General features: G+C 69.9%; 27 protein-coding genes and 2 pseudogenes. 19 read left to right on the forward strand and 10 right to left on the reverse strand.

The features are described from left to right. The first annotated feature begins 292 nt into the window (after positions 1-292). Positions 293-1048: an IclR family transcriptional regulator gene (locus tag MXD61_RS28400; protein WP_248812198.1), complete on the forward strand. Its 756-nt coding sequence runs from the start codon at positions 293-295 to the stop codon at positions 1046-1048. Between the two features lie 82 nt (positions 1049-1130). On the opposite strand, the gene MXD61_RS07980 is transcribed toward MXD61_RS28400, so the two are convergent. Then, positions 1131-2195, reverse strand: a complete 1065-nt coding sequence (locus MXD61_RS07980; protein WP_248812199.1) for an FAD-dependent monooxygenase — start codon at positions 2193-2195, stop codon at positions 1131-1133. Between the two features lie 42 nt (positions 2196-2237). Between MXD61_RS07980 and MXD61_RS07985 the strand changes: the two genes are divergently transcribed. Continuing rightward, positions 2238-2798: a TetR/AcrR family transcriptional regulator gene (locus tag MXD61_RS07985; RefSeq protein ID WP_248812200.1), complete on the forward strand. Its 561-nt coding sequence runs from the start codon at positions 2238-2240 to the stop codon at positions 2796-2798. Between the two features lie 38 nt (positions 2799-2836). Here the strand turns inward: MXD61_RS07985 and MXD61_RS07990 are convergent, their stop codons facing one another. Together MXD61_RS07990 and MXD61_RS07995 are read right to left on the reverse strand one after the other, a co-directional pair. Continuing rightward, on the reverse strand, positions 2837-3694 hold the full coding sequence (locus tag MXD61_RS07990; protein ID WP_248812201.1) for an exodeoxyribonuclease III: 858 nt from the start codon (positions 3692-3694) through the stop codon (positions 2837-2839). A 427-nt stretch (positions 3695-4121) separates the two neighbouring features. Next, the gene (locus MXD61_RS07995; RefSeq protein ID WP_248812202.1) at positions 4122-4877 is read right to left on the reverse strand and encodes a DUF2306 domain-containing protein; all 756 of its coding nucleotides are present in this window, start codon (positions 4875-4877) and stop codon (positions 4122-4124) included. A 325-nt stretch (positions 4878-5202) separates the two neighbouring features. Between MXD61_RS07995 and MXD61_RS08000 the strand changes: the two genes are divergently transcribed. The 10 genes and pseudogenes from MXD61_RS08000 to MXD61_RS08040 all read left to right on the forward strand — a co-directional run bounded on the left by MXD61_RS08000 (position 5203) and on the right by MXD61_RS08040 (position 13202). Next, positions 5203-6537: a sensor histidine kinase gene (locus MXD61_RS08000; RefSeq protein ID WP_248812234.1), complete on the forward strand. Its 1335-nt coding sequence runs from the start codon at positions 5203-5205 to the stop codon at positions 6535-6537. After that, entirely contained in the window at positions 6534-7202 is a 669-nt protein-coding gene (locus tag MXD61_RS08005) for a response regulator transcription factor (RefSeq protein WP_248812203.1), read from the forward strand. Before MXD61_RS08000 ends, MXD61_RS08005 begins: the two co-directional genes overlap by 4 nt. A 126-nt stretch (positions 7203-7328) precedes the next feature. Beyond that, positions 7329-7418: pseudogene (locus tag MXD61_RS28405) on the forward strand (Fe-S cluster assembly protein HesB); the annotation flags it as partial. A gap of 216 nt (positions 7419-7634) precedes the next feature. Continuing rightward, complete coding sequence (locus MXD61_RS08015) at positions 7635-7865, forward strand: hypothetical protein (protein WP_248812204.1); 231 nt, start codon at positions 7635-7637, stop codon at positions 7863-7865. Then, on the forward strand, positions 7862-8245 hold the full coding sequence (locus MXD61_RS08020) for a twitching motility protein PilT (RefSeq protein WP_248812205.1): 384 nt from the start codon (positions 7862-7864) through the stop codon (positions 8243-8245). The genes MXD61_RS08015 and MXD61_RS08020 overlap by 4 nt, the downstream gene beginning before the upstream one ends. A 122-nt stretch (positions 8246-8367) precedes the next feature. After that, entirely contained in the window at positions 8368-8832 is a 465-nt protein-coding gene (locus tag MXD61_RS08025; protein WP_248812206.1) for a hypothetical protein, read from the forward strand. Positions 8833-9404: 572 nt separating this feature from the next. Beyond that, on the forward strand, positions 9405-10325 hold the full coding sequence (locus MXD61_RS08030; protein WP_374628606.1) for an NADP-dependent oxidoreductase: 921 nt from the start codon (positions 9405-9407) through the stop codon (positions 10323-10325). A 105-nt stretch (positions 10326-10430) separates the two neighbouring features. After that, complete coding sequence (locus MXD61_RS27940; RefSeq protein WP_283096539.1) at positions 10431-10556, forward strand: hypothetical protein; 126 nt, start codon at positions 10431-10433, stop codon at positions 10554-10556. 180 nt (positions 10557-10736) lie between these two features. Further along, the gene (locus tag MXD61_RS08035) at positions 10737-12467 is read left to right on the forward strand and encodes an ATP-binding protein (protein ID WP_248812207.1); all 1731 of its coding nucleotides are present in this window, start codon (positions 10737-10739) and stop codon (positions 12465-12467) included. 159 nt (positions 12468-12626) lie between these two features. Beyond that, positions 12627-13202 (forward strand): HhH-GPD-type base excision DNA repair protein, encoded by a 576-nt coding sequence (locus tag MXD61_RS08040; protein WP_248812208.1) that lies wholly within the window; start codon positions 12627-12629, stop codon positions 13200-13202. Positions 13203-13331: 129 nt separating this feature from the next. Here MXD61_RS08040 and MXD61_RS08045 read toward each other — a convergent pair whose 3' ends face one another. Together MXD61_RS08045 and MXD61_RS08050 are read right to left on the reverse strand one after the other, a co-directional pair. Next, entirely contained in the window at positions 13332-13694 is a 363-nt protein-coding gene (locus MXD61_RS08045; RefSeq protein WP_308222700.1) for an HAD family hydrolase, read from the reverse strand. A 42-nt stretch (positions 13695-13736) separates the two neighbouring features. Beyond that, positions 13737-14414: a TetR/AcrR family transcriptional regulator gene (locus tag MXD61_RS08050; protein ID WP_248812210.1), complete on the reverse strand. Its 678-nt coding sequence runs from the start codon at positions 14412-14414 to the stop codon at positions 13737-13739. Positions 14415-14669: 255 nt separating this feature from the next. Between MXD61_RS08050 and MXD61_RS08055 the strand changes: the two genes are divergently transcribed. Next, positions 14670-15656 (forward strand): zinc-binding dehydrogenase, encoded by a 987-nt coding sequence (locus MXD61_RS08055; RefSeq protein WP_248812211.1) that lies wholly within the window; start codon positions 14670-14672, stop codon positions 15654-15656. Between the two features lie 100 nt (positions 15657-15756). Here the strand turns inward: MXD61_RS08055 and MXD61_RS08060 are convergent, their stop codons facing one another. Further along, entirely contained in the window at positions 15757-16218 is a 462-nt protein-coding gene (locus MXD61_RS08060) for a hypothetical protein (RefSeq protein ID WP_248812212.1), read from the reverse strand. A 91-nt stretch (positions 16219-16309) separates the two neighbouring features. Here MXD61_RS08060 and MXD61_RS08065 point away from each other — a divergent pair, with 91 nt between their 5' ends. Beyond that, complete coding sequence (locus MXD61_RS08065; RefSeq protein ID WP_248812213.1) at positions 16310-16891, forward strand: TetR/AcrR family transcriptional regulator; 582 nt, start codon at positions 16310-16312, stop codon at positions 16889-16891. Between the two features lie 28 nt (positions 16892-16919). On the opposite strand, the gene MXD61_RS08070 is transcribed toward MXD61_RS08065, so the two are convergent. Then, complete coding sequence (locus tag MXD61_RS08070; RefSeq protein WP_374628615.1) at positions 16920-17657, reverse strand: SDR family NAD(P)-dependent oxidoreductase; 738 nt, start codon at positions 17655-17657, stop codon at positions 16920-16922. A gap of 92 nt (positions 17658-17749) precedes the next feature. On the opposite strand from MXD61_RS08070, the gene MXD61_RS08075 reads away from it, so the two are divergent. After that, positions 17750-18568, forward strand: coding sequence for a helix-turn-helix transcriptional regulator (locus MXD61_RS08075; RefSeq protein WP_248812215.1), 819 nt, complete (start codon positions 17750-17752; stop codon positions 18566-18568). A 162-nt stretch (positions 18569-18730) separates the two neighbouring features. On the opposite strand, the gene MXD61_RS08080 is transcribed toward MXD61_RS08075, so the two are convergent. Further along, positions 18731-19441 (reverse strand): response regulator transcription factor, encoded by a 711-nt coding sequence (locus MXD61_RS08080; protein WP_248812216.1) that lies wholly within the window; start codon positions 19439-19441, stop codon positions 18731-18733. After that, entirely contained in the window at positions 19441-20793 is a 1353-nt protein-coding gene (locus MXD61_RS08085; RefSeq protein WP_248812217.1) for a sensor histidine kinase, read from the reverse strand. The genes MXD61_RS08080 and MXD61_RS08085 overlap by 1 nt, the downstream gene beginning before the upstream one ends. Positions 20794-21103: 310 nt before the next feature. On the opposite strand from MXD61_RS08085, the gene MXD61_RS08090 reads away from it, so the two are divergent. Genes MXD61_RS08090 through MXD61_RS08100 form a run of 3 tightly spaced genes read left to right on the forward strand, consistent with a single transcriptional unit; the run spans position 21104 to position 22434 of the window. Next, positions 21104-21589 (forward strand): hypothetical protein, encoded by a 486-nt coding sequence (locus tag MXD61_RS08090; RefSeq protein ID WP_248812218.1) that lies wholly within the window; start codon positions 21104-21106, stop codon positions 21587-21589. 51 nt (positions 21590-21640) lie between these two features. Then, positions 21641-21952 (forward strand): hypothetical protein, encoded by a 312-nt coding sequence (locus MXD61_RS08095; protein ID WP_248812219.1) that lies wholly within the window; start codon positions 21641-21643, stop codon positions 21950-21952. Then, a complete protein-coding gene (locus tag MXD61_RS08100; RefSeq protein ID WP_248812220.1) occupies positions 21949-22434 on the forward strand; it encodes a hypothetical protein in 486 nt (161 codons plus the stop codon). The genes MXD61_RS08095 and MXD61_RS08100 overlap by 4 nt, the downstream gene beginning before the upstream one ends. A 78-nt stretch (positions 22435-22512) precedes the next feature. Here the strand turns inward: MXD61_RS08100 and MXD61_RS08105 are convergent, their stop codons facing one another. Beyond that, positions 22513-23202, reverse strand: a complete 690-nt coding sequence (locus MXD61_RS08105) for a hypothetical protein (protein WP_248812221.1) — start codon at positions 23200-23202, stop codon at positions 22513-22515. Between the two features lie 89 nt (positions 23203-23291). On the opposite strand from MXD61_RS08105, the pseudogene MXD61_RS27945 reads away from it, so the two are divergent. Further along, a pseudogene (locus tag MXD61_RS27945) lies at positions 23292-23390 on the forward strand (Fe-S cluster assembly protein HesB); the annotation flags it as partial. Between the last annotated feature and the right edge of the window lie 29 nt (positions 23391-23419).

Genomic DNA, 23419 nt, shown 5'->3' on the forward strand with positions numbered 1-23419 from the left:
GTCACCGCCGTCGCTCGCGAACGAAAAGCTCGTCCGATGTCCACCTACGATGACCATGCGCAGGTGCCGCCGAAGTCGGTGCCCGGCATGGTGCGATGAGGCGCGGCGTGCCGCTCTGGTTCTTCCGACCGGCGATTCCACGGGGGTGGGGGTGGGCACTGCGTGGCTCCCTTCAACGGCGGCTGTGGAAATCCGACCCCAGATTCTCCGTAACGCGCCATGAACCCACACATTCACTTTCACGGGATGAAAGTCGGTCCACTCGCGGTGAGGAGCACACACAGTGTCGGTGGTGGGCAGAGCGTTCTCGATCCTGGACGCCTTCGCGGACGGGACGCCAAGCCTGCGGCTGACCGCGATCGCCGAGCGTGCCGACCTGCCACTGCCGACGGCGCTGCGGCTGGTACGTGAGCTGGTCGCCTGGGGTGGCCTGCAACGACAGTCCGACGGCTCCTACCGGCTGGGAAGCCGGCTGTGGACACTGGGTGGGCAGGCCCCCTGCCAACGGCGGCTGGTGGAGACCGGACGCCCCGTTCTGCACGGTCTGAGCCGGGAGACGGGGCTGCCGGTGCTGCTCGCCGCGCTGGATGGCAGCCGCCTCGTGGTGCTGGACGGTGCTGATGCCGGGGCCGGCACCGCCGTGCGGCCGGGGACGATGCTGCCGCTGCACGCCACCGCGGCCGGCAAGGTCCTGCTGGCCTACCTGCCGGACTCCCGCCGTCGGCAGCTGCTGACCGACCTGGTGCGCCTCACGCCGCACACGCTCACCGCACCTGGCCTGCTGGATCGGCAGCTGGCCGCGATCCGGGCCGGAGTGCCCGCGAGCGCATGGGAGGAATGGCATCTCGGCGAGAACGAGGTGGCCGTTCCCGTGGACCCGTTCGCCGTGCACGGCCCTGAGGCTGCCCTGGCCGTGACGGCACGCTCGGCGGCCCAGGCCCGCCGTGTGCTGCCGCTGCTCGCCCGGGCGGCGCTGACGATCAGTGCTGGACTGCGACCCTCGGGGCAGGCCACGGCCTGTGCGACCCGTGCAGGCGAGCCGCGGTGACCAGCGGCGCGGAGCGGTCTGACTACCAGTGATCGTGATGGAGAACCTGGTCGGCTCGACACCTGGTAGCTGTTCGCAGGTGTCAGCGGACGAGGGGCTGGAGCCCGCGCAGCATGAGGTTGCGGACTGTCGCGCCGCTGCGGGCGTGCGAGACGGTTCCGATCCGTCGTGACCGCGCCGCGATCTGCTGTGCCTTCTTGCGGCGCTCGCCGTCATAGCGACGCAGCGCGGCGGTGACGCCGTCGTCGCCGTCGTCACGGGTAGCAGCCGTCAGATGGTGCACGAGACTGATCGCGTCGATGATCGCCTCACATCCTCCTCTTCCGGCGTGCGGGGTCATGGCATGTGCGGCGTCGCCGAGCAGCGCGACCCGGCCGGCGACGAAACCGGGCAGCGGCGGGTGCAGGTCGTAGATCGGGTTGCGAAGAAGATCCGCCTCCTGGGCTGCGGCGAGGATGGTCGGAATGGGCTCGCGCCAGGCTCCGAACCGTTCACGTAGTCCGTCGAGTCCCGGGGTGTCCTGCGGCTGCGCACGGAACGCCGCGTAGAAGTTCGTCCTGCCCGGCTCCATCGGGGTGTTGCCGAACAGGGCGCCGTCACCCCACGTCTCGCCGTAGGAGCCCGACTCGAAGTCGACGGTGCCCCGGTAGCCGATCAGCCCGCTGTAGCGGGGTGTGGTGCGGTCGCCGAAGAACGTCTGCCGCACTGCGCTGCGCAGCCCGTCGGCACCGATCAGGACGTCGGTCTCGGTGAGTTGGGCGCGCAACGCGGCCTGGTCCGCCCGCACGCCGGTCCGGATGTCGATGTCGTTCGCGTGCGTCAGCAGGAGGTCCATCAGCGTGCGGCGGCTGATCAGGCGCACGCGTGGAGTGCGCGGTGAGTCCCCGGGTAGCCGGAGCAGCCGGCGGCCGTCGTGGCGGTAGATCGCCGCCTCGGTAACGGGCACGGACGCCTGGGAGAACTGGTCACCCAGGCCGATCGTCGCCAGCCCGTCCTGTGCTTCGGGCCAGAGGCCCAGGGCGGCGCCCACACCGACGACCCGCGGCCACCGCTCCCAGACGGTGACCGACCATCCCGCGTCCCGCAGGCCGATCGCGGTGCTCAGACCGCCGACGCCCGCGCCCACGATCAGTGCTTGCTTCGCCATGCCTCAAGAATACTACGCCTGTAGTAAAACTACAGTCGTCTCGTGTCCACCCAGCGCAGCCGACGCGAGGCGGTCCTTGATGCGGCGATCGAGGTGCTCGGCAGCGGCGGCTCCCGGGCTCTCACCCACCGCGCGGTCGACCGCCTCGCGGGCGTCGCGGAGGGCACCACCTCCAACTACTTCCGCACCCGGCAGGCATTGGTCGCAGGCGTGCTGGCCCGTATCGCCCGACGGGAAAGCGCACCGTCCACGAGCCCGGCCGCCGTACCGACCGACGCCGAGCAGCTCGTCGCCGTGATCGCCGAGCGGCTGCGGTTCCTGCTGGGCCCGGGCCGTACGCTGACCCTGGCGCGGCACGCCCTGTTCCTGGAGGCCGCGCTCGACCCGCGGCTGCGGCCCGATCTGCTGGCCGAGTCGGCGCCGTGGTGGGAACTGGGGGAGACGTTCCTCCGGGGATTGGGCGTTCCCGATCCCCGGACACGCAGTCGCCTGCTGTTCGCCTACCTCGACGGTCTGCTCGCCGACCAACTGGCCCGGCCGTCTGCCGACTTCGACCCGGCGGTGGCAGTACGCACGGTCATGCGCGGTCTGCTGACACCCTGACGAGGCGCAGCTGTCTGCTCGCCTGGAGAACCTGACTTCTACCTCGCGTGCAACGCATCCTTCCCATCGCCAGCGGTATTGATGGTTGGGGGGGTTCCGGAGGTCCGTGTGTCGAGATCGGCGTAGATCGGTGCGTGGTCGCTCCAGCGTTGGTCGTAGGTGGGTGCGCGGTCCACGGCGGTGGCGAGGAGTCGTCTGGCGAGGTGCGTGCTGGAGATCAGGTAGTCGATGCGCCAGCCGGTGTCGGTGTCGAAGGCCTTGCCGCGCCACGACCACCATGTGTAGGGGCCCGGTTGTTCGCCTGTGGCCTTGCGTACCAGGTCCACGAAGCGGTCCTCGGTGAACAGCTGGTCGAGCCAGGCTCGTTCCCGGGGAAGGAAACCGGCTTTCTTCAGGTTGCCTTTCCAGTTCTTCAGGTCGACCTCGCGGTGGCAGATGTTGAGGTCGCCGCACACGAGTAGGTGCCGGCCGTCGGCGGCAAGCTTTGTCATCCGTTCACGGATCGTGGCCAGGAAGCGGTATTTTTCCTCCTGTATCGGCGTGTCCGCTTCGCCGGTGTGGACGTACACGGACGCCACGGTGAGCAGTCCGGGATCGCTTTCCAGGGCGAAGTCCGCCTCCACCCATCGGCCGGTGCCGGTGAAGTCGCCGAGCCCGGTGCGGACAGCCGTGGGAACGATCCGGGACAGGATCGCGACTCCCGCCCGGCCCTTCGCCGCCCCGGCCTCGTGGACGATGTGCCAGCCGGGCCCGACCAGGTCCGCCAGGATCGTGTCGTCGGCGCGGACTTCCTGGAGGCAGAGGATGTCCGGGTGGCGGGCTTCCAGCCACGCGTCCATTCCCCGCCGCCTGGCGGCGCGGATGCCGTTCACGTTGACCGTCGCCACCCTGAGCACAGCGCCCTCGTCTCCTCGTCAGCACGTGGTCCGTTCCATCGCGTTGTGCACCATGGAAGCAGGCCGGCGAAGCGGAGGATCGGCTGCCATCGTCACCCGCGGGGCCGATCAGTCCTCGAGGTGGGACTCGACCTCACGGACACCCGCCCGTGCGCGGCGCCGTTGCCACAAGGTCACCGCGGCGCTCGTTGCCGAACCGGCGACCTTCGCCACCAGGAATCACGCCAGTTTCGCTTCCGACTGCGCCGATGGGTGAGTTACTTCACGCATCCATATCCCGACGATCTCGATGTGAGAGGAGTCGTCGGAGGCAGTCTCCGATTTCAGGTGCACTTCAGGTCAACGGTCGCGCGGCGCGTCGGTCGCAGGCGGCCTGCGAGCAGCATGCGGAGAAAGCCGTTCTCCGTCCCGAGCGTGTGTTCATGCGCTACTTCCGCTTGAGGAACGAACTGCTCACGTCGGAGGCGGGGACTTCGTCCATACGGATCTGATTGCGGCGGAACCTCCGGGCCAGGAACCACTGGGCGACGAGCAGGTTCGGCACCCAGCACAGGAACGGCACGGCATAGTAGGCCCGGTCGAACGCGACGTCATCGCTGGTGCCGGCCAGCCCGGCCTGGGCGGCGATCAGCACGGCCAGCCACAGCCGCAGGGTCACCGCCGCGTAGGTAAGGGCGAAGGCCCGGACCGCCCAGCGTCGGTGGGCGGGGACGTCGCGGCGGCGGATGGCCCGCCACGCCGCGACGGCGAAACTCATCCAGAGCAGCGCCAGCAGCCCGAAGCCGGGTACGCCGATCGGGCCTGCGACGTTCACCGGCGACAGCACGGCACCGGCTGTCCCGGCGACCACAATGGCACTCAGCGTAATCCGTCCGGCCATTCGGTGCAGCCCGCGCGCCCGGGCACGCACCCATGCGGAGAGCTGGATCGGCGACAGCAGCAGGGCCGTCCCCCCGAACACGATGTGCAGGTAGAACGCGGCCTGGATGAGCGTCGACCGGTCTGCGTAGTTCGGCGCGAGCCGGCTGTCCTGCTCGGCCAGGGTCGTCAGCGACGTCGTCAGGTACGGAAGCGGGGCGAACACCGCGATCGCCACCGCGCTGAGCGCGAACCACCAGACGGCGGCGGTGCGGCCCCAGCTCCGGCCGCGGCCGGGTACAGGGGCGGAAGTCAGGGCGGACATCGGGTTCCTCCGGGACAGAGCTCAGGAGCGGACGTGGGGCAGGCAGGTGGGGCAGCTCCGGAAACCGCGTGGACAGCCGCGGACAGGCTGCGGACGGACCATGGACGGATGCGGACGGGCCGCCGGACGGGCCGCCGGACGGGCCGCGGATGCCCGGTCCACGTCGAGCGGCCGGCGCCTGGGAAAGGGTCTCCGGGCGGGGCGCCGGCGGTCGACACCCTGGCGGGTCACGGCAACCCGCCCCGCAGGACTCCCGGGCTCACCCGCGCGGGTGACACGGGCTGCCCGGCATGGGGATCGCGTGCCGGAGGCCAGGCCGGCCACCATGGTGTGTGTGTTCTCAGGGTTGGTCGCTTCTGATGTCCTGTCCGTCGCCGCCGTCTCCGCCGACTCGTTGGGTCGGGAGGCCACCGCCTCCCCGGGGGCTCGGCGCGGGCGCACGCTGTGGCGCGCGCGTCCGCACCGGGCCGATGTCGGGCTGGCGGTCGGGCTGGCGACCGTGACGATCGCCGCGACCCTGGTCTCGTCCGGTCAGGCGCCGTACCGTGCGCTGGACGCGGTCGCGCTGATGCTGGCCGCGATGTCCGGGCTGGCGCTGGCGTGGCGTCAGGCCGCGCCGCTCGTCGCGACGGCGGTGACGTCGGCGATCGTCGCGGGCAACGCCGCGGCCGGCTACAGCGTCGTGGCCGTCCAGTGGCCGCCGTGGCTGGCCCTGTTCGGCTGCTTCTCGCTGGGCGGCCGGGGTACCCGGACCGCAGGCGTCGCCATGTGCGCCGTGGCCGTCGGTGGCTACGCCCTGTTCGACCGCGGTGGCCTGCCGGTCGAGGCCATGGCCGGGATCGCAATGACCTTTCTCATCGCGACAGTCGGTGGCGACGCGGCGCGCAGCCGCCGCGCGGTCGCCGCGGCGCAGCACGCCCGGATCCGCGGCGAGGCGCGGGAGCAGGCGCTGGCCACCGAGCGGCTGCTACACGAGGAACGGGGCCGGCTGGCGGGCGAGCTGCACGACGCGCTGGGCCACACCGTGAACGTGATGGTGTTGCAGGCTGGCGTCGCGCGGCGGCTGTTCGCGGACAACCCGGTCTTCGCCCGACAGGCCCTCACCGACATCGAGAACATCGGCCGCGAAGCACTGGGCGAGCTGGACCGGATGCTGCGAGTGCTGCATCCGCAGCCGGACCCGCGGCCGGCAGATCCGCGCTGGGAGAACTCGCAACCGGGCGACGGATGTCCCGGCAGGGGGGATGACGGCGCGGACGACGTCGACGCCCAGGAGCGGCCGGCCGGCATCAGCGGCCTGGTGGTGCTCGTCGACCGGATCCGTGCCACTGGCCGAGCGGTAGATCTCGACGCGGCACCAGTGGATCTGTCCGCCGGCACCGAGCGGGCGCTGTACCGGATCGTGCGGGAGGCGCTGACCAACGCCGTCCGGCACACCCACACGGGACGGATCCGCGTCCAGGTCAGCCGGGTCGCCGACCAGATCCGGGCCGAGGTGTTCAACGAAGGCACCGGGTTCGCGTCCCCGGTGCCCGGCCGGGGACTGATCGGCATGCGGGAACGGGCCCGGCTCGAGGGCGGGTCACTGGAGGCCGGTCTGGTCGAGGGCGGCTTCCGGGTGCTGGCGACGCTCCCTGCGCACCCGGTCACCAGATCATGATCAGCGTGTTGCTGGCTGACGACGACCGCCTGCTGCGCAGCGGACTGCGTGCGCTGCTGGATGCCGAGCCGGACATCGTGGTCGCCGCCGAAGCGGCCACCGGCGAGGAGGCGGTGTTGGCGGCGCGTAGCCACCGCCCGGACGTCGTGCTCATGGACGTGCGGATGCCCCGGCGGGACGGGGTGTGGGCGACCGCCCAGATCGCCGCCTGGCCGCAGCCCCGGCCGCGGGTCCTGGTGCTGACGACGTTCGATATCGACAAGGTGGTTGAGGGTGCCCTCGCCGCCGGGGCTGACGGCTTCCTGCTCAAGCGGGCAACCCCCGAACAGCTGATCGAGGGCATCCGCGTGGTCGCCGCGGGCGATGCGCTGGTCGCCCCGGCCGTGACCCGCCGGCTGCTGGCCACGATCGCCAGCCGTCGCGCGCCGGACCGCGAGCTGCTGGCCCAGGCCGACCGGCTGACCGACCGGGAGACGGACGTGCTGCGGGCGTTGGCCGAGGGCCAGACGAACAGCGAGATCGCGGCCACCCTGCACGTGTCGGTGGAGACGGTCCGCACCCACGTGAAGCGGATCCTCAGCAAGCTCGGTGTCCGGGACCGTACCCAGGCGGTGGTGTGGGCCTACCGCACCGGATTCGTCGACATGACCACCCGCAACCCCTGATCCACGAGTCCGTTCTCGCCGACGCGCAGGCCGGCAGGCCCACCGAGCCCGCCGGGATCACACGGACTGCAGGCGAACCGAGCAGCACGCGTCGGCCACCGTGACACGGTCGGTTACGGTGGCGGCGTGGGCCTGCACCTGAGTCAGATCGACGAGGCGGACGAGCTGCTGACGAACGATCCGTTGGCCTTGCTGATCGGGATGGTGCTGGACCAGTAATGTTCGGAAAGGTGGAACGGCGCGGTCCTCTGATCTGGGGTTTCTCGCGCGGGGCTGCTGCCTCGTGATCGTCGAGCGCGGCCGAAGCCGGCCAGGCGGGCAGTGACTCACCCTGACCCCTCCCGCCCGGCAGGCACCGTGGACGAGCCACGCCGAGCTGACATACCGCGGTAGTTGCTACTCCGGTATTCTGGAGCGGTGAAGGTTGACAAGATGAGCGTCTCGTTCGACGGCGAACTGGGTGACGCGGTTCGGGACGCCGCCCGGCGCGCTGGCGTCGGGCTGTCGGCCTGGCTGGCGGCCGCCGCTGCCGCGAAGCTTCGAGCCGATGCCCTCGCCGAGTTCCTCGACTCGTGGGAGACGGCAAATCCGGCGTTGGCGCCGGAGGAACTGGCGCGGGCTGAGCGCGAGCTGGGCCTGCGCGCGGATCAGTCGGCGGCGTGAGCGCGCTCGTTCTCGACGCGGGCGCGTTCCTGGCTGTCGAGCGCGGCGATCGGGAGATGGTCGCCCGACTCCGGGTCGCGCAGCAGCACGACATCGGGCTACGGAGCAACGCCGTCGTCGTTGCCCAGGTCTGGCGGAATCAGGCCGGGCGGCAGGCCGCACTGGCCCGCCTGCTACGCGCGGTGGAGGTGTGCACCGTTGATGAGCGGACCGGCCGCGATGCCGGTGTGCTACTTGGCCGCGCCGGCACATCTGATGTGGTTGACGCGACGGTCGCCCTGCTCGCCCGTCCGGGCGACCGCATCCTGACCAGCGACCCCAAGGACATCACCCGGCTTGTTCAGGCGGGCGGCGTACCAGCCGTGGTGGTGCCCTGCTAGCAACTTCACCAGCCGGCTTCCCTTGGCCAGCAGCACGGCTGCGACGCCACCATCACCTGACTCACCTCATCTTGACGGGTAGGGCTCTCCGGCCGTTGCTGCGGTTCCTCGTCAGACCCGTCTTGACCCGCCGGCAACACCGCGACCGCGACGACTACCCGACCTACCGCACCAGCCCGCTCAGCCACGATCTCGGCAGTCGCCGCAACCCCGTCCGAGCCGGAGACGCCGCGCCTGACGGCCCACTTGGGAACGACACTCGGCTCTTCGACCTGTTCCGCGGACCCCACTTCACCGTGTTGACCTTCGGCAACCGATCAGCCACCACCGGCGAGGCCGCCCACCTGCACGCCCATACGGTCCTACCGGCGGGGTCGGCGGCGCCCGCCGAGGCATGCATCGACACCACAGGCCTGACCCACCGCGGCTACGGCGCCCGTAACGGCACCCTTGTCATCGTCCGACCCGATGGGTACGTAGGGCTCGTCGCCCACGACCCGCGTCCAGACACGCTACGCAACTACCTTGCCCAGGTCCGCCTACTACCGCTGCCGGCGCCCGGAGGTGCCCCGGCAGCGAGGCCGTAGCCCGCCCGCCTTCCCCTGGCCGCGCCTTGTCACCAAAATCGTGTGGCTGTGAGCGGATGGGCGCGTAGGCAACTTTGGTCCCGCGAGCGTCCGCGCCCTGACTCGGTTTGGATGCGCAAGCGGAGCCCCGTGTTCCGCTTGCACATCCAAACACCGCCACTACCCACCAAGCCAGGACGGCCCCGAGGAGCGCCTCGTTGGCGGTCTGCCACTCAGTCGAAGCAACGCGCCGACGGCGAATCCGACCATCGTCGCGAGCACCGACGACCCCACGAGACTGCGCCCGTGACCGGGAGCAACGAGCGTACACGGACACCAGCGAACGAACCCCCGGTGAACTCTTAATCCGCTGGATGGGTCGCCGAGCTGCAGGAGGTGTGAGCGATCCAGCCATGGCACGATGATCTGATCAGCACCCCGCCGCGAGCGCGGCTGGCCCGTGCGCATCACCGCGACGACATCGCTGATGACGTCCATCCTCAACCCCAGTCAGCTCCTCCAGAGACGATCGGGTATGGATCGAGGACGTTCACGCATGGTCCGTCCTCGATCTTCGCCTTACGTTTCGGCGTGTGCAGGCTATGCGAATCCACGGATACGGCGACGCGGCCGTCATCCGCCGCGACGACATCCCGCCGCCGGTCCCTGGCCCTGGTGAGGTGCTCATCCAGGTCGCGGCGACCTCGTTCAACCCTTCCGAAATCGGAGTGCGCTCCGGGATGCTGCGCTCCCTGTTCCCACTCGATCTGCCGCACACACTCGGCTGGGACGTCGCCGGTACGGTCGTCGAGGTCGGCAGCCGGGTCCGCACGCCTGCCGTCGGCGACCAGGTCGTTGGCCTCCTGGCCGGGGGTGCCGCGGCTGAGTACGTCTCGGCCGCCGCCGATGCTCTGGTACCGGCTCCGACTTCCATCCCGCTTGCCCACGCGGCCGCCCTTCCCGTCGCTGGCATCACCGCCTGGCAGGCGGTGTTCGAGCACGGCCGCGTCGCGCCTGGGCAGCGGGTGCTCATCAACGGTGCCGGCGGTGGCATCGGCGGGTTCGCCATCCAGCTGGCCAAGCACGCCGGAGCACACGTCATCGCCACAGCCAGTCCGCGCAGCACCGCGGCGGTCCAGCGGCTCGCCGCCGACCAGATCATCGACTACACCGCCCGTTTCATTGCCGACGGGCTCGATCGGCCGGTCGACGTGGTCCTCAACCTCGTCGCGCTGAGCCCGCCACAGGCCGCCACCCTGGTGCCGCTGGTCCGGCGCGGCGGCGTTCTCGTTTCCGTCACCACCCCGATCGAGCCACCGACCGGTGTCCCCGTGACGGCCACGCACTTCGTGGCGCGGAACGACACAAGCCAACTCGCCGCACTGGTCAAGCTCGTCGACGCCGGCGCCGTCCGTGCGGACATCGCCGCCACCCGTCCGTTCGCCGATCTCGCCTCAGTACACCGCGAGGCCGAGGCCAATCGAACCCGCAGCAAAATCATCATCATTCCGTGACGAGGTTCCCCGGGGCCATCACCGGCCACGAAGGACTACGCCGGCTGCACGGCGATCCGGCAGACGTCCCCATGGCCGCCCGACGCAGTCGGCTACGGTGATGGCGTGGGACTGCACCTGAGCCAGATCGCCGAGGCGGACGAGCTGCTGACGAACGATCCGTTGGCGTTGCTGATCGGGATGGTGCTGGACCAGCGGGTATCGGAAAGAACGAGCGAAATGGTGTCGTAGGCCCAGGCTCCGAGCCGTGATGTCTGGCAGGGATGGCGGTCACCGGACTCCGTTGTCCCCACCAACATGCGGATGCCCGCTCTGAGCCGGGATCGGGCTCATGGTAGTCGGTCATGGTAGTCGGCCTGAGTGGTACCATGATTGCATCCTGATGCGTCGAAGGCATCCTGATGGGGAGTCATGGACCGCGAGACAGTGGCCCGTACGATCGGCGACCTGGCTCGGCTCGGCAACGACAACTACCGGTTCGAGATCAAGAAGGCCAGGGGCGGCATGCCCCAGTCGTTGCACGAGACGATCAGCGCATTTGCGAATGGTGAGGGCGGGACAGTCCTTCTCGGTGTGGATGAGAAGGCGGCCTTCGCTGTTTCCGGACTCGCAGATCCGCGGTCAATTAGCGATAGTTTCGTCACCTTGTGTCGCTCTATGGATCCGGTGGTCGCGCCGTTGGTCGACATTGTGGACATGGGTGGCCCGAAGGTTCTCTATGCCTACGTGCCCCCGATTCCGCGGGACCGTCGGCCCTGCCATCTGGCGCGGCTTGCTCCGTGGGACGCATCCTTCGTCCGTATGTCGGACGGCGACCGAAAGCTATCGGCATACGAGGTCCAGCTCCTCCTCGAGAACCGGGCCCCGGCGCGGCACGATGCGTCCGTCGTGCCGGAGGCAACACAGGATGATCTCGACTCGCAACGGCTACGTGCCTTCGTCGCCCGGGTTCGGGAGCAGCGGAGCGTTTTCGAGACAAGGTCTGATGTGGAAGTCCTACGTCTTCTGAACGTGCTCCGAGAGACCGACGATGGTCCTCGGCCCACACTCGCCGGCCTACTAGCATTCGGAATTTATCCGCAGCAGTACTTTCCGCAACTGAACGCCACGGTGGTCGTCTTCCCGACGCCTGATCCGGCCCGGCCAGGGCCGCGCGGGGAGCGGTTTCTGGATAACCGTTCCGTAGACGGTCCGATACCTGTGATCGTCCGTGATGTTATAGGAATCCTGAAACGACACATGAAACGGCGCGGCATTATCACCGGACTGTTCCGTGTTGATGAATGGGAGTATCCCGAGGAGGTGCTCCGGGAGACTCTGGTGAACAGTCTGGTGCACCGCGACTACTCACCGTCAGCCCAGGGTGCCCAGATTCAGGTAGAGCTCTACCCTGACCGATTGCAGATCCGGAACCCGGGCGGACTCTTCGGGCCGGTGGGTCTACGAGAGCTTGGACTCGGCACAGTGCCACCGTCATCGCGCAATTCTGTCCTGCTCAAGATCCTGGAGGATACCCCGCTTGATCCGGGCCGGACAGTGTGCGAGAACCGAGGCACCGGTATCGCGCGCGTCCGGGCGGCGCTCGCTGAGGCGGGCATGGAGCCACCGGTCTTCGAGGACGACATCGCGACCTTCACCGTCACAATCCCCAATCACGCGCTGCTCGACGAGGACACCAGGGACTGGTTGTCCACGTTGAACATCGCCGGACTCACGGGTGCGCAGCTCACCGCGCTGGCGCTCACTCGACGCGGGGAGACCTTGACCAACGTCAGCTACCGGGGTGCGACCGGCGTCGCGGACAGTCGAACCGCGACCACGCAGCTCAAAGAACTGCGCGCACGCGGCTTGCTGGTGCAGGAAGGAGACCGGGGAAGCGCCACCTACCGGCTGAGTCCCCACGCCGGCCGGGCAACGAAGCAGCTCGACCGCGGCCGGACACAGAATGACCTTGTGCTGGCCGTGTTGACCAGGACACCGGTCAGCCGCGCCGAGATCGCTCGCCAGGCCGGTCTTACCGACGAGCAAGCTCGCCAGACGCTCGCGCGGTTGCGTCGGATCGGGCAGGCCGAGTTGGTAGGGGCGCCCCGATCCCGGAACGCGCTGTGGCGACTGGCTGATCCATCGCATCACGGCGGCTAGCCGATGCGCCAGCGGAGCGTCCGCGTCTCCCTCCCCACCCAGCTATTGATCAATGGTCGGAGGTGGGCGTCTACGAGGTGTTCCGGGACGACGCCGACTGCACGGAGATCCGCCCGGCAGCGCGACGGCCGCTGCTGGGCGGTCGGTTACGGTGGTCGCGTGGGACTGCATCTGAGCCAGATCGACGAGGCGGACGTGCTGCTGACCAACGACCCGCTGGCGCTGCTGATCGGAATGGTGCTCGACCAGCAGATTCCTCTTGAGCGGGCGTTCGCTGCTCCCCATGAGCTGACCCGGCGTCTTGGACAGCCGTTGGACGCGGAGGAGCTGGCGAAGCACGACCCCGACGCGTTCGGCGCGATCTTCTCCCAGCCGCCGGCGCTGCACCGGTTTCCCGGGTCGATGGCCAAGCGGGTGCAGGCCATGTGCCAGATCATCGTGGACGCCTACGACGGAGACGCGGCCCGGGTGTGGACGACTGCGGCCGACGGCAAGGAGCTGTTGAAGCGGGTGGCGGCGCTGCCGGGGTTCGGTACGCAGAAGGCCAAGATTTTCGTGGCGCTGCTGGGCAAGCAGCTTGGCGTGACCCCGCCGGGGTGGCGGGAGGCGTGCGCGCCGTTCGGGGACGAGGGCAGCTTCCGTTCAATCGCGGACATCATAGACGTCTCCACTCGCGACCAGGTCCGCGAGTACAAGAAGCAGATGAAGGCCGCCGCCAAGGCGGGATCCGCCTGAGCTGCGGCGTTGCCCGGAGGGCCGGTTGGGTAGCGGGAGTCCAGGAACGTCGGCCTCGGCCGTCAGCGGCGGTCGATCCAATCGGCTGCGTCCGCCAGGATTCGATGGATGGCCAGCAGATTCGGTGCCTCATATATGAAGAACCTGGCTGGGTTGTAGACCCAGCCAGCCGAGCGCGAGCCTGAAGGGCTCCGGTCGGGGCTTGTACGCGCGGGCATCCTCGCTTGTCACGATGAGATCGACCCCGATATCATTATGGCTGATCGCCTCCTCAAAATCGGCGCGGTCGATGTTCGACACGATACAGACCGGCAGTGCGATCTCGCCCAGGAATGCCGTGGCCTCCTGGAACAGGGTCGGCTGCCGCCAGTATGCGAACATCTGCCTACTCAGTGTCTCCTCGTCGGTCGCCGATCTGAAGCGCTGGATCGTTTCTCGAAGCGACTGCCGTTCCAGGGCCCGCTGGGTAGCGAAGGAAGGCCCCGCGGACACCGTGCACAAACGCGAGTCATCTATGTCAGGCCAGGGACCAGGTCAGGCCAGGGACGGCGGAAGCGCGGGCGCGGCGAGTAGCCCGCTGGTGATGGCGCGTAGCGCCGCGGCGAGTCGATGACCCTCGTTGTTTTCCAGCAGCCGCAGGATCGGGTCGCTGTGCAGCGAGCTGAGCAGGACGTGAGCGACCAAGTCCGCGTCGAGGTCCGCTCGTTCCTCGGCGATCAGTGCGCTGATGTGGGAATGCCACACGTCGTACACCGGCCGGGCCTCGTCCGTCGCCGCGTGGCCCGGCTCGGTCGTCTTGGTCGTCAGGTCCGGAACGTCAGCGCAATGAGTGCCGGTGGTGGAACGCTCGACACTTGGCAGAGCGGCACCGAGCGCGGCGACCAGCCCTTTGTTTCGGCCGACAATCTCGACGACAGCATCCAGAAAGGCGTAGAGGCGCTCGTGGGCTGACGCTCCGGGGCCGAGCGGCGGCGGCCCGCTGGCGATGGATTCGTTGAGGGCGAACGCCCGTTCCTGCATCACGGCCATCAACAGATGTCCGCGGGAGCCGAAACGGTGAAAGACGGTGCCCTTCCCGACGCCGGCCGCGCGGGCGATCTGTTCCATCGTGATCTTCTCCGGTCGGTGCCGGGTCAGCAGGTCCTCTGTCGCGGCCAGGATCGCGCGCCGGTTGCGCGCGGCGTCGGCGCGCTCCCGCCGCTGGTCGCTCATCAGATCCTCCTCGAAGCGGGCGTCCACTGGGTCGCACGCTAGCTGATCGTGCTCCCGGTCCTGCCTGTCGTCGACACCAGGAGGGGACGCCCGGACACATGGTGAAGCGGGGCGAGCTTCGGAGCGCTGCCGGTGCCCGGCCGACCAGATCGATCGTCGGCGGGCCGCCATCGACAACTGGACTCAGGGTCCAGTAACATGACGTCGCATTAACTTGACCGCTACTCCACTTAACTGTGTTGTCGGGAGGCTTCCATGCGCCGGATTCGCTACTACTCCTACGGCGGCCCCGAGGTCCTGACGGTCGAGCAGGCCGATATCCCCGTGCCCGGGCCTGGCCAGGTGCTGGTGCGAGCGAGTGCGATCGGCGCGAACTTCGTCGACACGTTGCTGCGTCGCGGCCCGTCGAGCGGACCGATCTTTGACCGTCCGTTGCCGGGCCGGCTCACCGGCGACGTGGTCGGCACGGTCGAGGCCGTCGGCCCCGGAGTGGCTGTGGACCAGCCGGCCAGCCTGGTCGGCCGGCGGGTGGCGACCCTGTCCGAAGACGCCTTCGCCGAATATGTGGTGGCCGACCTCGACTGGCTCGCCGAGGTGCCGAGCGGCCTCGACGTCGGTGCGGCGAGCACGCTGCCCTTGGGCGGCCCGACGGCGCTCGGTGCGTTGCGCGCCGGGCACCTCGCGCCGGGGGAGACGGTGCTCGTTCATGCCGCCGCCGGCGGTATCGGCCATCTCGCGGTGCAGCTTGCGAAAGTGCTCGGTGCGGGCCGGGTCATCGCCACCGCGGCCGGTGCGGCGAAGCTCGACTTCGCCCTCGACCATGGTGCCGACGTCGCCATCGACTACTCCGCGGACGACTGGCCCGACCAGGTGGGTAAGGCCGCGCCCGACGGGGTCGACGTCATTCTCGACTCGATCGGCGGCCAGACCCTGCTACGGGGTCTCGACCTGCTGGCACCGCTGGGCCGTACGGTCGTGTACGGAGTTGCCTCCGGCGACTTCCGGGAGATTCCGGTGACCAGCCTGTTCGCCCTGCGCTCCGTCGTCGGATTCTCCCTGCTCGCCTGGCGGGCGGCAGACCCGGAGGCTGGCCGTCGTGACGTGGCCGAGATCGCCGGGCATCTGGCCGCCGGCCGGCTGCGCACGACCGTGCATGCCTGCCTTCCCCTCGACGAGGCGGCCAGCGCGCACCGCATGTTCGAGGAACGCGCTCACCGTGGTCGCATCCTCCTTCTTCCGTAGCGCCTGCGGTCGCATCCGCGCCCTGACGACGCGAGTCGGAGCGCGGGCATCCATCGTGTGCCGGCGTTTCGCCGACTCTCCATGCCGCCCGGCGAGTTCGTCAGGCCTTGCCTGTCGCGGGGCCGGTGGTCGGGACGGCCGAGCCGGCGGCCGCGACAAGGGCCGCGACCAGGGCGTCGCCGCTGTAGGCGATGCCGCCGATGCCCCAGCCGCTGTCGGGGGCGTTCAGAATGTTGACCCAGGTGTCCGCCCGGTCGTGGTCGTCGACCGTGAGCGCGTCGACGATGTCGGTCGCCGCGGTGATGAACGCCGCGCGGCTGGCCGGTTCCGGTAGACCGATGTTCGGCAGTTTGAGCTCGACCATGACAACACGCCGGTTGATTCCCCCCGCGTAGATGTTGCCTGGGTCCAGGATCTGCACGGTGCCGCCGACGAGGGCGGTCAGGAACTCGTTGCCGGCGGCACCGCTCGCCTCGACCAGAGCAGTGGTCAGCCGCGGCAGGATCTCCCGCTGGCCGATGTCGGTGAGCTCACCATGAGGCGCGGTGACGGTGATGGGCACGGATGGACCTCCAGAGATACGCTAGGACGTACGTACTAGAAGAACCCTGGCATAGGATGGTCGTACTAGTCAAGCCGAGAGGAGCTGCCGCGTGGCCGACACGCGTGGCCGGATGGTCGCCGCCGCCGTGGACGCGCTGCAGCGGCAGGGCGTCGCCGGCATGTCGTTCACCGATGTTCTCCGGGACAGCGGTGCCGCCCGCGGTGCGATCTACCATCATTTCCCGGGCGGCAAGGCACAGCTTGTCGCCGAGGCGGCTGAGCGTAACGGTGCGGATGTGCGCGCGGCCCTGGCCGCGCTGCCGGCCGGCGATCCGGTGACCGTGGTCACGGCGTTCCTGGATGCCGTCCGGCCGGTGCTTGCCACCTCCATGACCGGCGGCGGCTGCGCCATAGCCGCGATCACCGTCGGCGCCGGGGGGCGTGACCTCGGCGCGGTTGACCTCAGGCGGATCGCCGCCGCCATCTTCGCGTCGTGGAGCCAGGCCCTGACCGACCTGCTGGAGTCCGCAGGCCTACCGGGCGCCGAGGCCGCGGACCTGGCCACCACGTTGATCACGCTGCTCGAGGGGGCGCACGTCATGTGCCGTGCCGCCGGGAACCTCGATCCCTTCGAGCAGGTCGCACGCACCTCTGTGGCGCTTGTCCGCGGCAGGTACAGCGCCGGTGCATGATCGATGCGGCTCCGACGGGTACGGGGGGCTACCAGGGGACGGGGGTGCCGTCCCAGGAGAAGAAGCCTCCGGTCGGGCCGTCGTCGGGCAGCAGGGCGAGGCGGACGGCCCCCGCCGCGCCCTCGGCCGGGTCGCCGGCGCGGGACGAGGCGCGCGCCGGCCCGTTCAGGTCGGTGCGCCGCGCGCCGGGGGCGAGTGCGTTGACTTTGAACCCGTCGTCGGTCAGGGCGTTGGCGTAGAGCACGGTGAGCTCGTTCAGCGCCGTCTTGGACGAGCGGTATGCGCCCAGAGCGCCCGTCGGCCCGCTGGCGAAGGCGATGATGCCCTCGGCCTGGCCGGTGGAGGCCGCGAGGGAGGCGGCGCCGCTGGAGATGTTCACGATCCTGGGATGCGCGGAGCGCCGCAGCGCGGGCAGGAACGCGTTGGTGACGGCTACCACGCCGAACACGTTGGTCTCGTAGATGCGGCGGAACGTGTCCGGGTGCTCCTCGGTCACCGGCCTCGGGTCGACGGAGGAGATGCCGGCGTTGTTGACCAGGATGTCCAGGACGGGCACCTGCTCTGCCGCCGCTGCGATGCCCTCGGGGCTCGTCACGTCGAGGACGAGCAGCCGCGCGTCGCCGTCGATGTCCGCGACGGCCTGCCTGCCCCGCCCGGGGTCGCGCGAGCCGACGTACACGGTGTGCCCCGCCGCCGCGAGCTGCCGCGCAATGTCCTTGCCGATACCCTTGTTGGCTCCTGTGACCAGTGCGATCAGGTTGTCCATGTGATCCAGGGTGCCCGGGGCCCGGTGCCGCATCCAGGCACCATCAGTACGAGGCTGAGCGGCCGGGCGGGGCGGTTCGAATGGCGGGGCGGATGGCACGACAGGGACTGGCCAGCTTTCTGCGTGACCGGCGGGAGGCACTGCGCCCGGCGGACGTGGGCCTGCCGAGAGGTGCTCGTCGGCGTACGCCGGGCCTGCGGCGTGAGGAGGTCGCGGCGCGGGCGAACATGTCGGCGGAGTACTATGCGCGCCTCGAACAGGCGCGCGGGCCGCGGCCGTCGGCACCGGTCCTGGACGGCGTCGCGGGCGCGCTGCGGCTGACACGCGCGGAGCGGGCGCACCTGTTCCAACTGGCCGGCGTAGCCCTGCCGGCCCCGGCCGGACCGCCGCGCCGGGTCCGCCCTTACGTGGCGAGCCTGCTGGAGCGGATGCCGGAGACCGCGGCGATCGTGACGGCGGCCAGCTACGACGTGATCGCGTGGAATCCCCTGGCGGAGGCGCTGCTGGGGGGCCTTCGCGACCGGCCCAATCTCGCCCGGCGCCGCTTCCTGCCGGGCGAGGAGGCCCTGACCACCGGCCACGAGGAGTTCGGTGAGATCGCCGTCGCGCGGCTGCGTGCCGCGGCGGATCGCTATCCGGGCGACCAGGCGCTCGCCGCGCTGCTGGCGGAACTGCGCTCCAGCAGCGCGGAGTTCACCGAGATCTGGGACACCCATCCGGTGCGTGTCCCCGGCCACCGGACCAAGACGGTGTTCCACCCGCAGGCGGGCCCGCTGCGTGTCCACTGCGATGTGCTCACCGTCCCGGATGACGACCAGCAGGTCGTCTTCCTCACCGCCGCGCCGGGCTCCCCGAGCGCCCGCGGCCTGCGGCAGCTGGCCGTGGGCAGTGTCGCGGGCGGTGGGCAGTAGACGGCCTGCCGGCGCCGGACCGTCTGGGGAGACCTGGTCAGAGATTCTTGATCAGGCCGCCGTCGATCAGGTATTCCACCCCGGTGATGTTCGTGGGCGAGGCGAGGAAGGTCACCAGCCGGGCACCCGCGCAGGAGAAGACCAGGTTGAAGGTGTCCGTTCCTAGGGAAGGCCGCCGGGAGCCACTGTTCCGGTCTCGTAGGCGATGACGACAAGCTGAGCCCGATCCCGGGCGTGGAGCTTGGCCAACAGGCGGCCGATGTGTGTCTTGACGGTGGCCACACCGACGAACAACGTCGCGGCGATCTCCGTGTTGGACTGTCCGGAGGCGACTTTCACGAGAACCTCCAGCTCGCGCTCGGTAAGCAGATCATGAAGGTTTGTTCGGGCCGCCACGGGCCGCGGCTGACGCACGAACTCGGCGATGAGCCGCCGGGTGAGGGCGGGTGTCAGCAGCGCGTCTCCGCGGGCCACGATTCTGATCGCGGCGAGGAGGTCCTCCGGCCGGGTGTCCTTGAGGATGAAGCCGCCGGCGCCTCCTCGCAGCGCTTCGAAGACATGCTCGTCCTGGTCGAAGGTCGTCACCACGAGAATGTGCGGGGTGGCGGTCTCGCTCCCGGACATGAGGACCCGGGTGGCCTCCAGGCCGTCCATGATGGGCATGCGGATGTCCATGAGCACGACGTCGGGCAGGAACTGCCTGGTCAGTCGCACGGTCTCCACACCGTTGCCGGCCTCGGCCACCACCGTGAGATCGGGTGCCGATGCGACCAGCGCCCGCAGACCGGCTCGGACGAGCGCCTCGTCGTCGGCGATCAGCACACGGATCCGGCTGCGCCGGCCCGGCGCGTCGTCGTGTTCGGCCCCGGTCATCACACCTGATCCGCCGCGTCGTCAGCTGGCTCTCGGGTAACCGGGTGATCCGCTGGAAAGCGGGCCACGACGGCGAATCCGCCTTCGTCTCGAGGCCCGGCGGTGAGCGTCCCGCCGAACAGCTCCGCCCGCTCCCGCATCCCGATCAGACCGAGCCCGCCGCCCTGGCTATGGGATCTGTGGCCCTGGGGTTGGTGGACCCGGCCGTCGTCGACGACGCTGACGACCAGTTCCCGGGGTTCGTGGTGAACCTCGACCTGCGCGCGGGTCGCGCCAGAGTGCTTCACCACGTTGGTCAGCGCCTCCTGCACGATGCGATAGGCGGAGGTCTCCAGGACCGGAAGGTAGTCGCGAGCCTGGCCGCTGCCACGGTAGGAAACCCGCAGACCATCGTGACGCAGGCCGGTGACCATCGGTTCCAGGTCGCGCAGCGTCGGCCCCCCGTCCCGCTCGGCACCGCTGGACGGTCCCGAGGTCGGGTTCGCCTGGTTCGGGGCCGCCGGTCCGGTCCCGTGCCGCGTCTGGCGCAGGACGCGGCGCACCTCGTCGAGAGCTGACCGGCTGGTGGTCTCGATCGCGATCAGCGCGTCCCGTGCCTGCTCCGGCTGCTCGTCGAGCAGCAGCCGGGCCACTCCCGAGCGGACGGCGATCATGCTCAGCGTGTGCGAGACGACGTCGTGCACGTCCCGGGACACCCGCAGCCGCTCCTCCGCCCGGATGCGGCGCTCCCGTTCGGCAGCCTCGCGTCGGCTCTCCCACGCGAGGCGACGCCGATAGTCGCGCCGGACGCGCAGGGTGTCGCCGAGCAGCCAGGCAGGCGCGGCGACCAGGACCTGGACGACGTTCTGATCCTGATCGGGATGCAGCGGTATCGCGACGGCAGCGGCCACCGCCGTCGCGATCGCGGCCGCGGCGCACCAGAACAGCGAGCGGCGCCGCGGGCATCGATCGGCGACGACGAAGACGGCAAGGGCCAGCACGGGTCCGGCGTTGCTCACGAACGGCGTGAAACGCACCCCGAGCAGGCTCGCGGCACATTCGACCGCGGTGACGCCGACGAGTGCCGCGACCGGCCATCGCCGACGTACAACCAGGGGCGTCACGGCCAGAGCGCCGAACAGCACGACGTGCGTCGTCGACCCGTAGGCGGCCGGGCCCGATCCGACGGCCACGCCCGCCGCGCCCGGCAGGGTGAACGCGGCGAACGAGACCGCGGCGAGCGCGACGTCCCATGCGTCGACCCGATCTCGCCGACTCGGCCACCCCGGCCACCCCGGCAGGCGGCGGCTGTACCCGGAGGTACCTGCCGGGTCCGCGGATCGCGGTGTGGGTACCGATGTCCCGTTCACCATGTGGGTGACGGTAGACGCGGGGCTCGGTCCTCGGCGTCGGTCCGGAGTCGGACCATCGTGGTCATCCCCGGGTCGGACGCGGCGGTCGACCCGGGTCCACGGGTGGAGCCGAAGTCGAGCCTGTGGCCGGACGACGGCGCGCGCTGTCCACTCGACAGTGAGAGCCATGAAATTGGCTGCCATGAAATCGACCGGCAGGTTCTCGACGTCACCCGCCGGAACGGAGATCCGCACCGCCGCCCGGCAGGTGTCCGTACCGCTCGTGGGATTGTGTGCGGTCTTGCTGGCCGCGGGCATTACGACCGGTGGCGTGAGCTACCTCCACCGCTCACCGGTCCGGGCCGAACACAGCCCTGGTACCGCCGCGTGGTGGCCGCACCTGGGTGTGTTCGTGCTGTGCGTGGCCTTTCTCGGTGGATCCTGGCTGCGCCGCCGCTGGGTCCGTTCGCTCGGCGACGGCGGGCTGTTTCTGCTGGCACCACTCGGCCGGCCGGCGGCTCGCCGCGTCCGCCGCACGATCTCCGCCGCTCGTCGCCGGCCGGCCGTGCTCGCCCGGCTCGTTGCCGCGGTGCTTCCGGCAGCTCTGCTGCTGTACCTCAACTGGCGCGTGGGTGAGCAGGTTCTCGGCGGCCTGGACCCGAACTTCACCGTCAACGCCTGGGGCGGTCCGACCTATCTGGGCGCCATGGCCTGCCATTATCTCGACGCGGTGGCGATGGCCATCCCGGCGGTCCGGCTCCTCGACCGACTGCTGCTTCCCGGCGCCCCACCCCGATCCGCCCCGACCGCTGCCTGACCAGCGATGCGACGGCCGCGGGGGCGTAATACGCCGTGTTACGATGATGCTGTGCCCAACATTCGGTTCACGATCTCGACGGCCTCGGACGTCCAGGCCGCGATCAGGGCGCACGCCGAGGCGGCGGGCATGGACGTGTCCGCCTACATGATCGCGGCGGCCGTTGCGCAGATGGCGCGCGACGACGCCGCCGCGGCGACCTTCGCGGCGCTGGACGCACGTAACCGGACAGCCGCCGAGCAGAGCACCGACGTCCCCGAGGCGGACCTGCCTTCGCTCGACGCCCTGACGGTGGACGAGCAGGCCCTCGTCCACCGGGTGCTGGGCAGCGCGCTCGGATCGGATGCCGCGGGCGTCGCGTGATCGCCCGTACCGTCGTCTACGACGCCGGGATGCTTCTGGCACTTCTGCGGGGCAGCCCCGCGGCGCGGCTGCTCCACCATGGCCTACGCGCAGCGCCGCACCGGCCAGTCGTCATCGGCCCGGTCCTCGCCCAGGCGTGGCGACCGGACCCGAAGACGGTCCGTGCTTTCAGTCGGTATCTGACGGACTGCACCGTGCCGCAGACTCGGGAGGCCGCGCCACCCGTACGCGGCGCGGCGAGCGTCTCCGCTGGTTGCGTCGCCTGCGCCAGGACCTTCACCCTCGACTCGTACAAACGGGCCGGGGCCATGCTCACCGACGCGAGGCTTCCCACGAAGAAGCGGCCGGACGTCATCGACGCCCTGGTCGTCATCGCGGCCGCTCTGCACGGTCCGGCCCAGATCCTCACCAGCGACCCCGCGGACATAGCTGCCTACACCGCCACACTCGACCGCGCGGACATCGTCGTCGAGTCGATCTGAGTCGCCTCGTCCCTCATGCGACGGTCGCTCTGCTCGCCCGTCCGGGCGACCGCATCCTGACCAGCGACCCCGAGGACATCACCCGGCTCGTTCGGGCGGGTGATGTGCCAGCCGCGGTGGTGCGCTGCTGACGGTCCTGCTGGCGCTGAGCGAACTGAGGCGGCGTAGACGTCGTCTGAGGTGGTGTTGTTCGGCGAGGCTGATGGTGGCGGCGATGGCTCGTCGGTAGGTCTCGGCCGCGTCGGCTGTTCTGCCGGCCCGCTCGAGGAGGTGGGCGCGTACGGAGTCGATGCGGGGCAGGCCGGGATGGTCGGCTTCCAGCGTGTCGATTCGGGCGAGGGCGACCTCGGCGCCGTCGACCATGGCCTGGGCGACGATGCTGTTGAGGGTGACCGTGGGGTTCTGGTGGCCGGTGACGATCCCAAGCAGCCGGTAGAGCGCGAGGATCTCGTCCCAGTCGGTGGCCGTGAGGTCGGGGGCTTCGGCATGCAGCGCCGCGATGCAGGCCTGGAGCAGGTAGGGGCTGGGTTCGGCACCCCGGGCGGTCTGTTCGACGAGTGTGATCCCTTCGCTGATCAGCTCCTGGTCCCACCGTGACCGATCCTGCTCAAGGAACGAGGCTGGGCCGACGCGTGCGCTGGGCCTGATGCCGCGCGCCTGAGGTGGCGAGGGTCGCGGGCGCTCAGCGCAACCGCGGCGTGAGCTCGTCGTTCTTCGAGGGCCCGAAGGTGGCCCGAAGGAGGAACCGCGCGTCGTCGTCTTCACCACGGAGGGGCGAATGCTCGAACGGCTCGTGCCAGGAATTTCCCACGACCACCACGCCGGGCGCCCGGGGTGCGGTCGGCTACGGTGATGTCGTGGGACTGCACCTGAGTCAGATCGACGAGGCCGACGAACTGCTGACCAGCGACCCGTTGGAGTTGCTGATCGGGGTGGTGCTGGACCAGCCAGTACCGGAACCATGGAGTGGGGACGTCCGAGACCG

The sequence above is a fragment of the Frankia sp. AgPm24 genome, assembly GCF_023243055.1.
Taxonomy (GTDB): Bacteria; Actinomycetota; Actinomycetes; order Frankiales; family Frankiaceae; genus Frankia; species Frankia umida.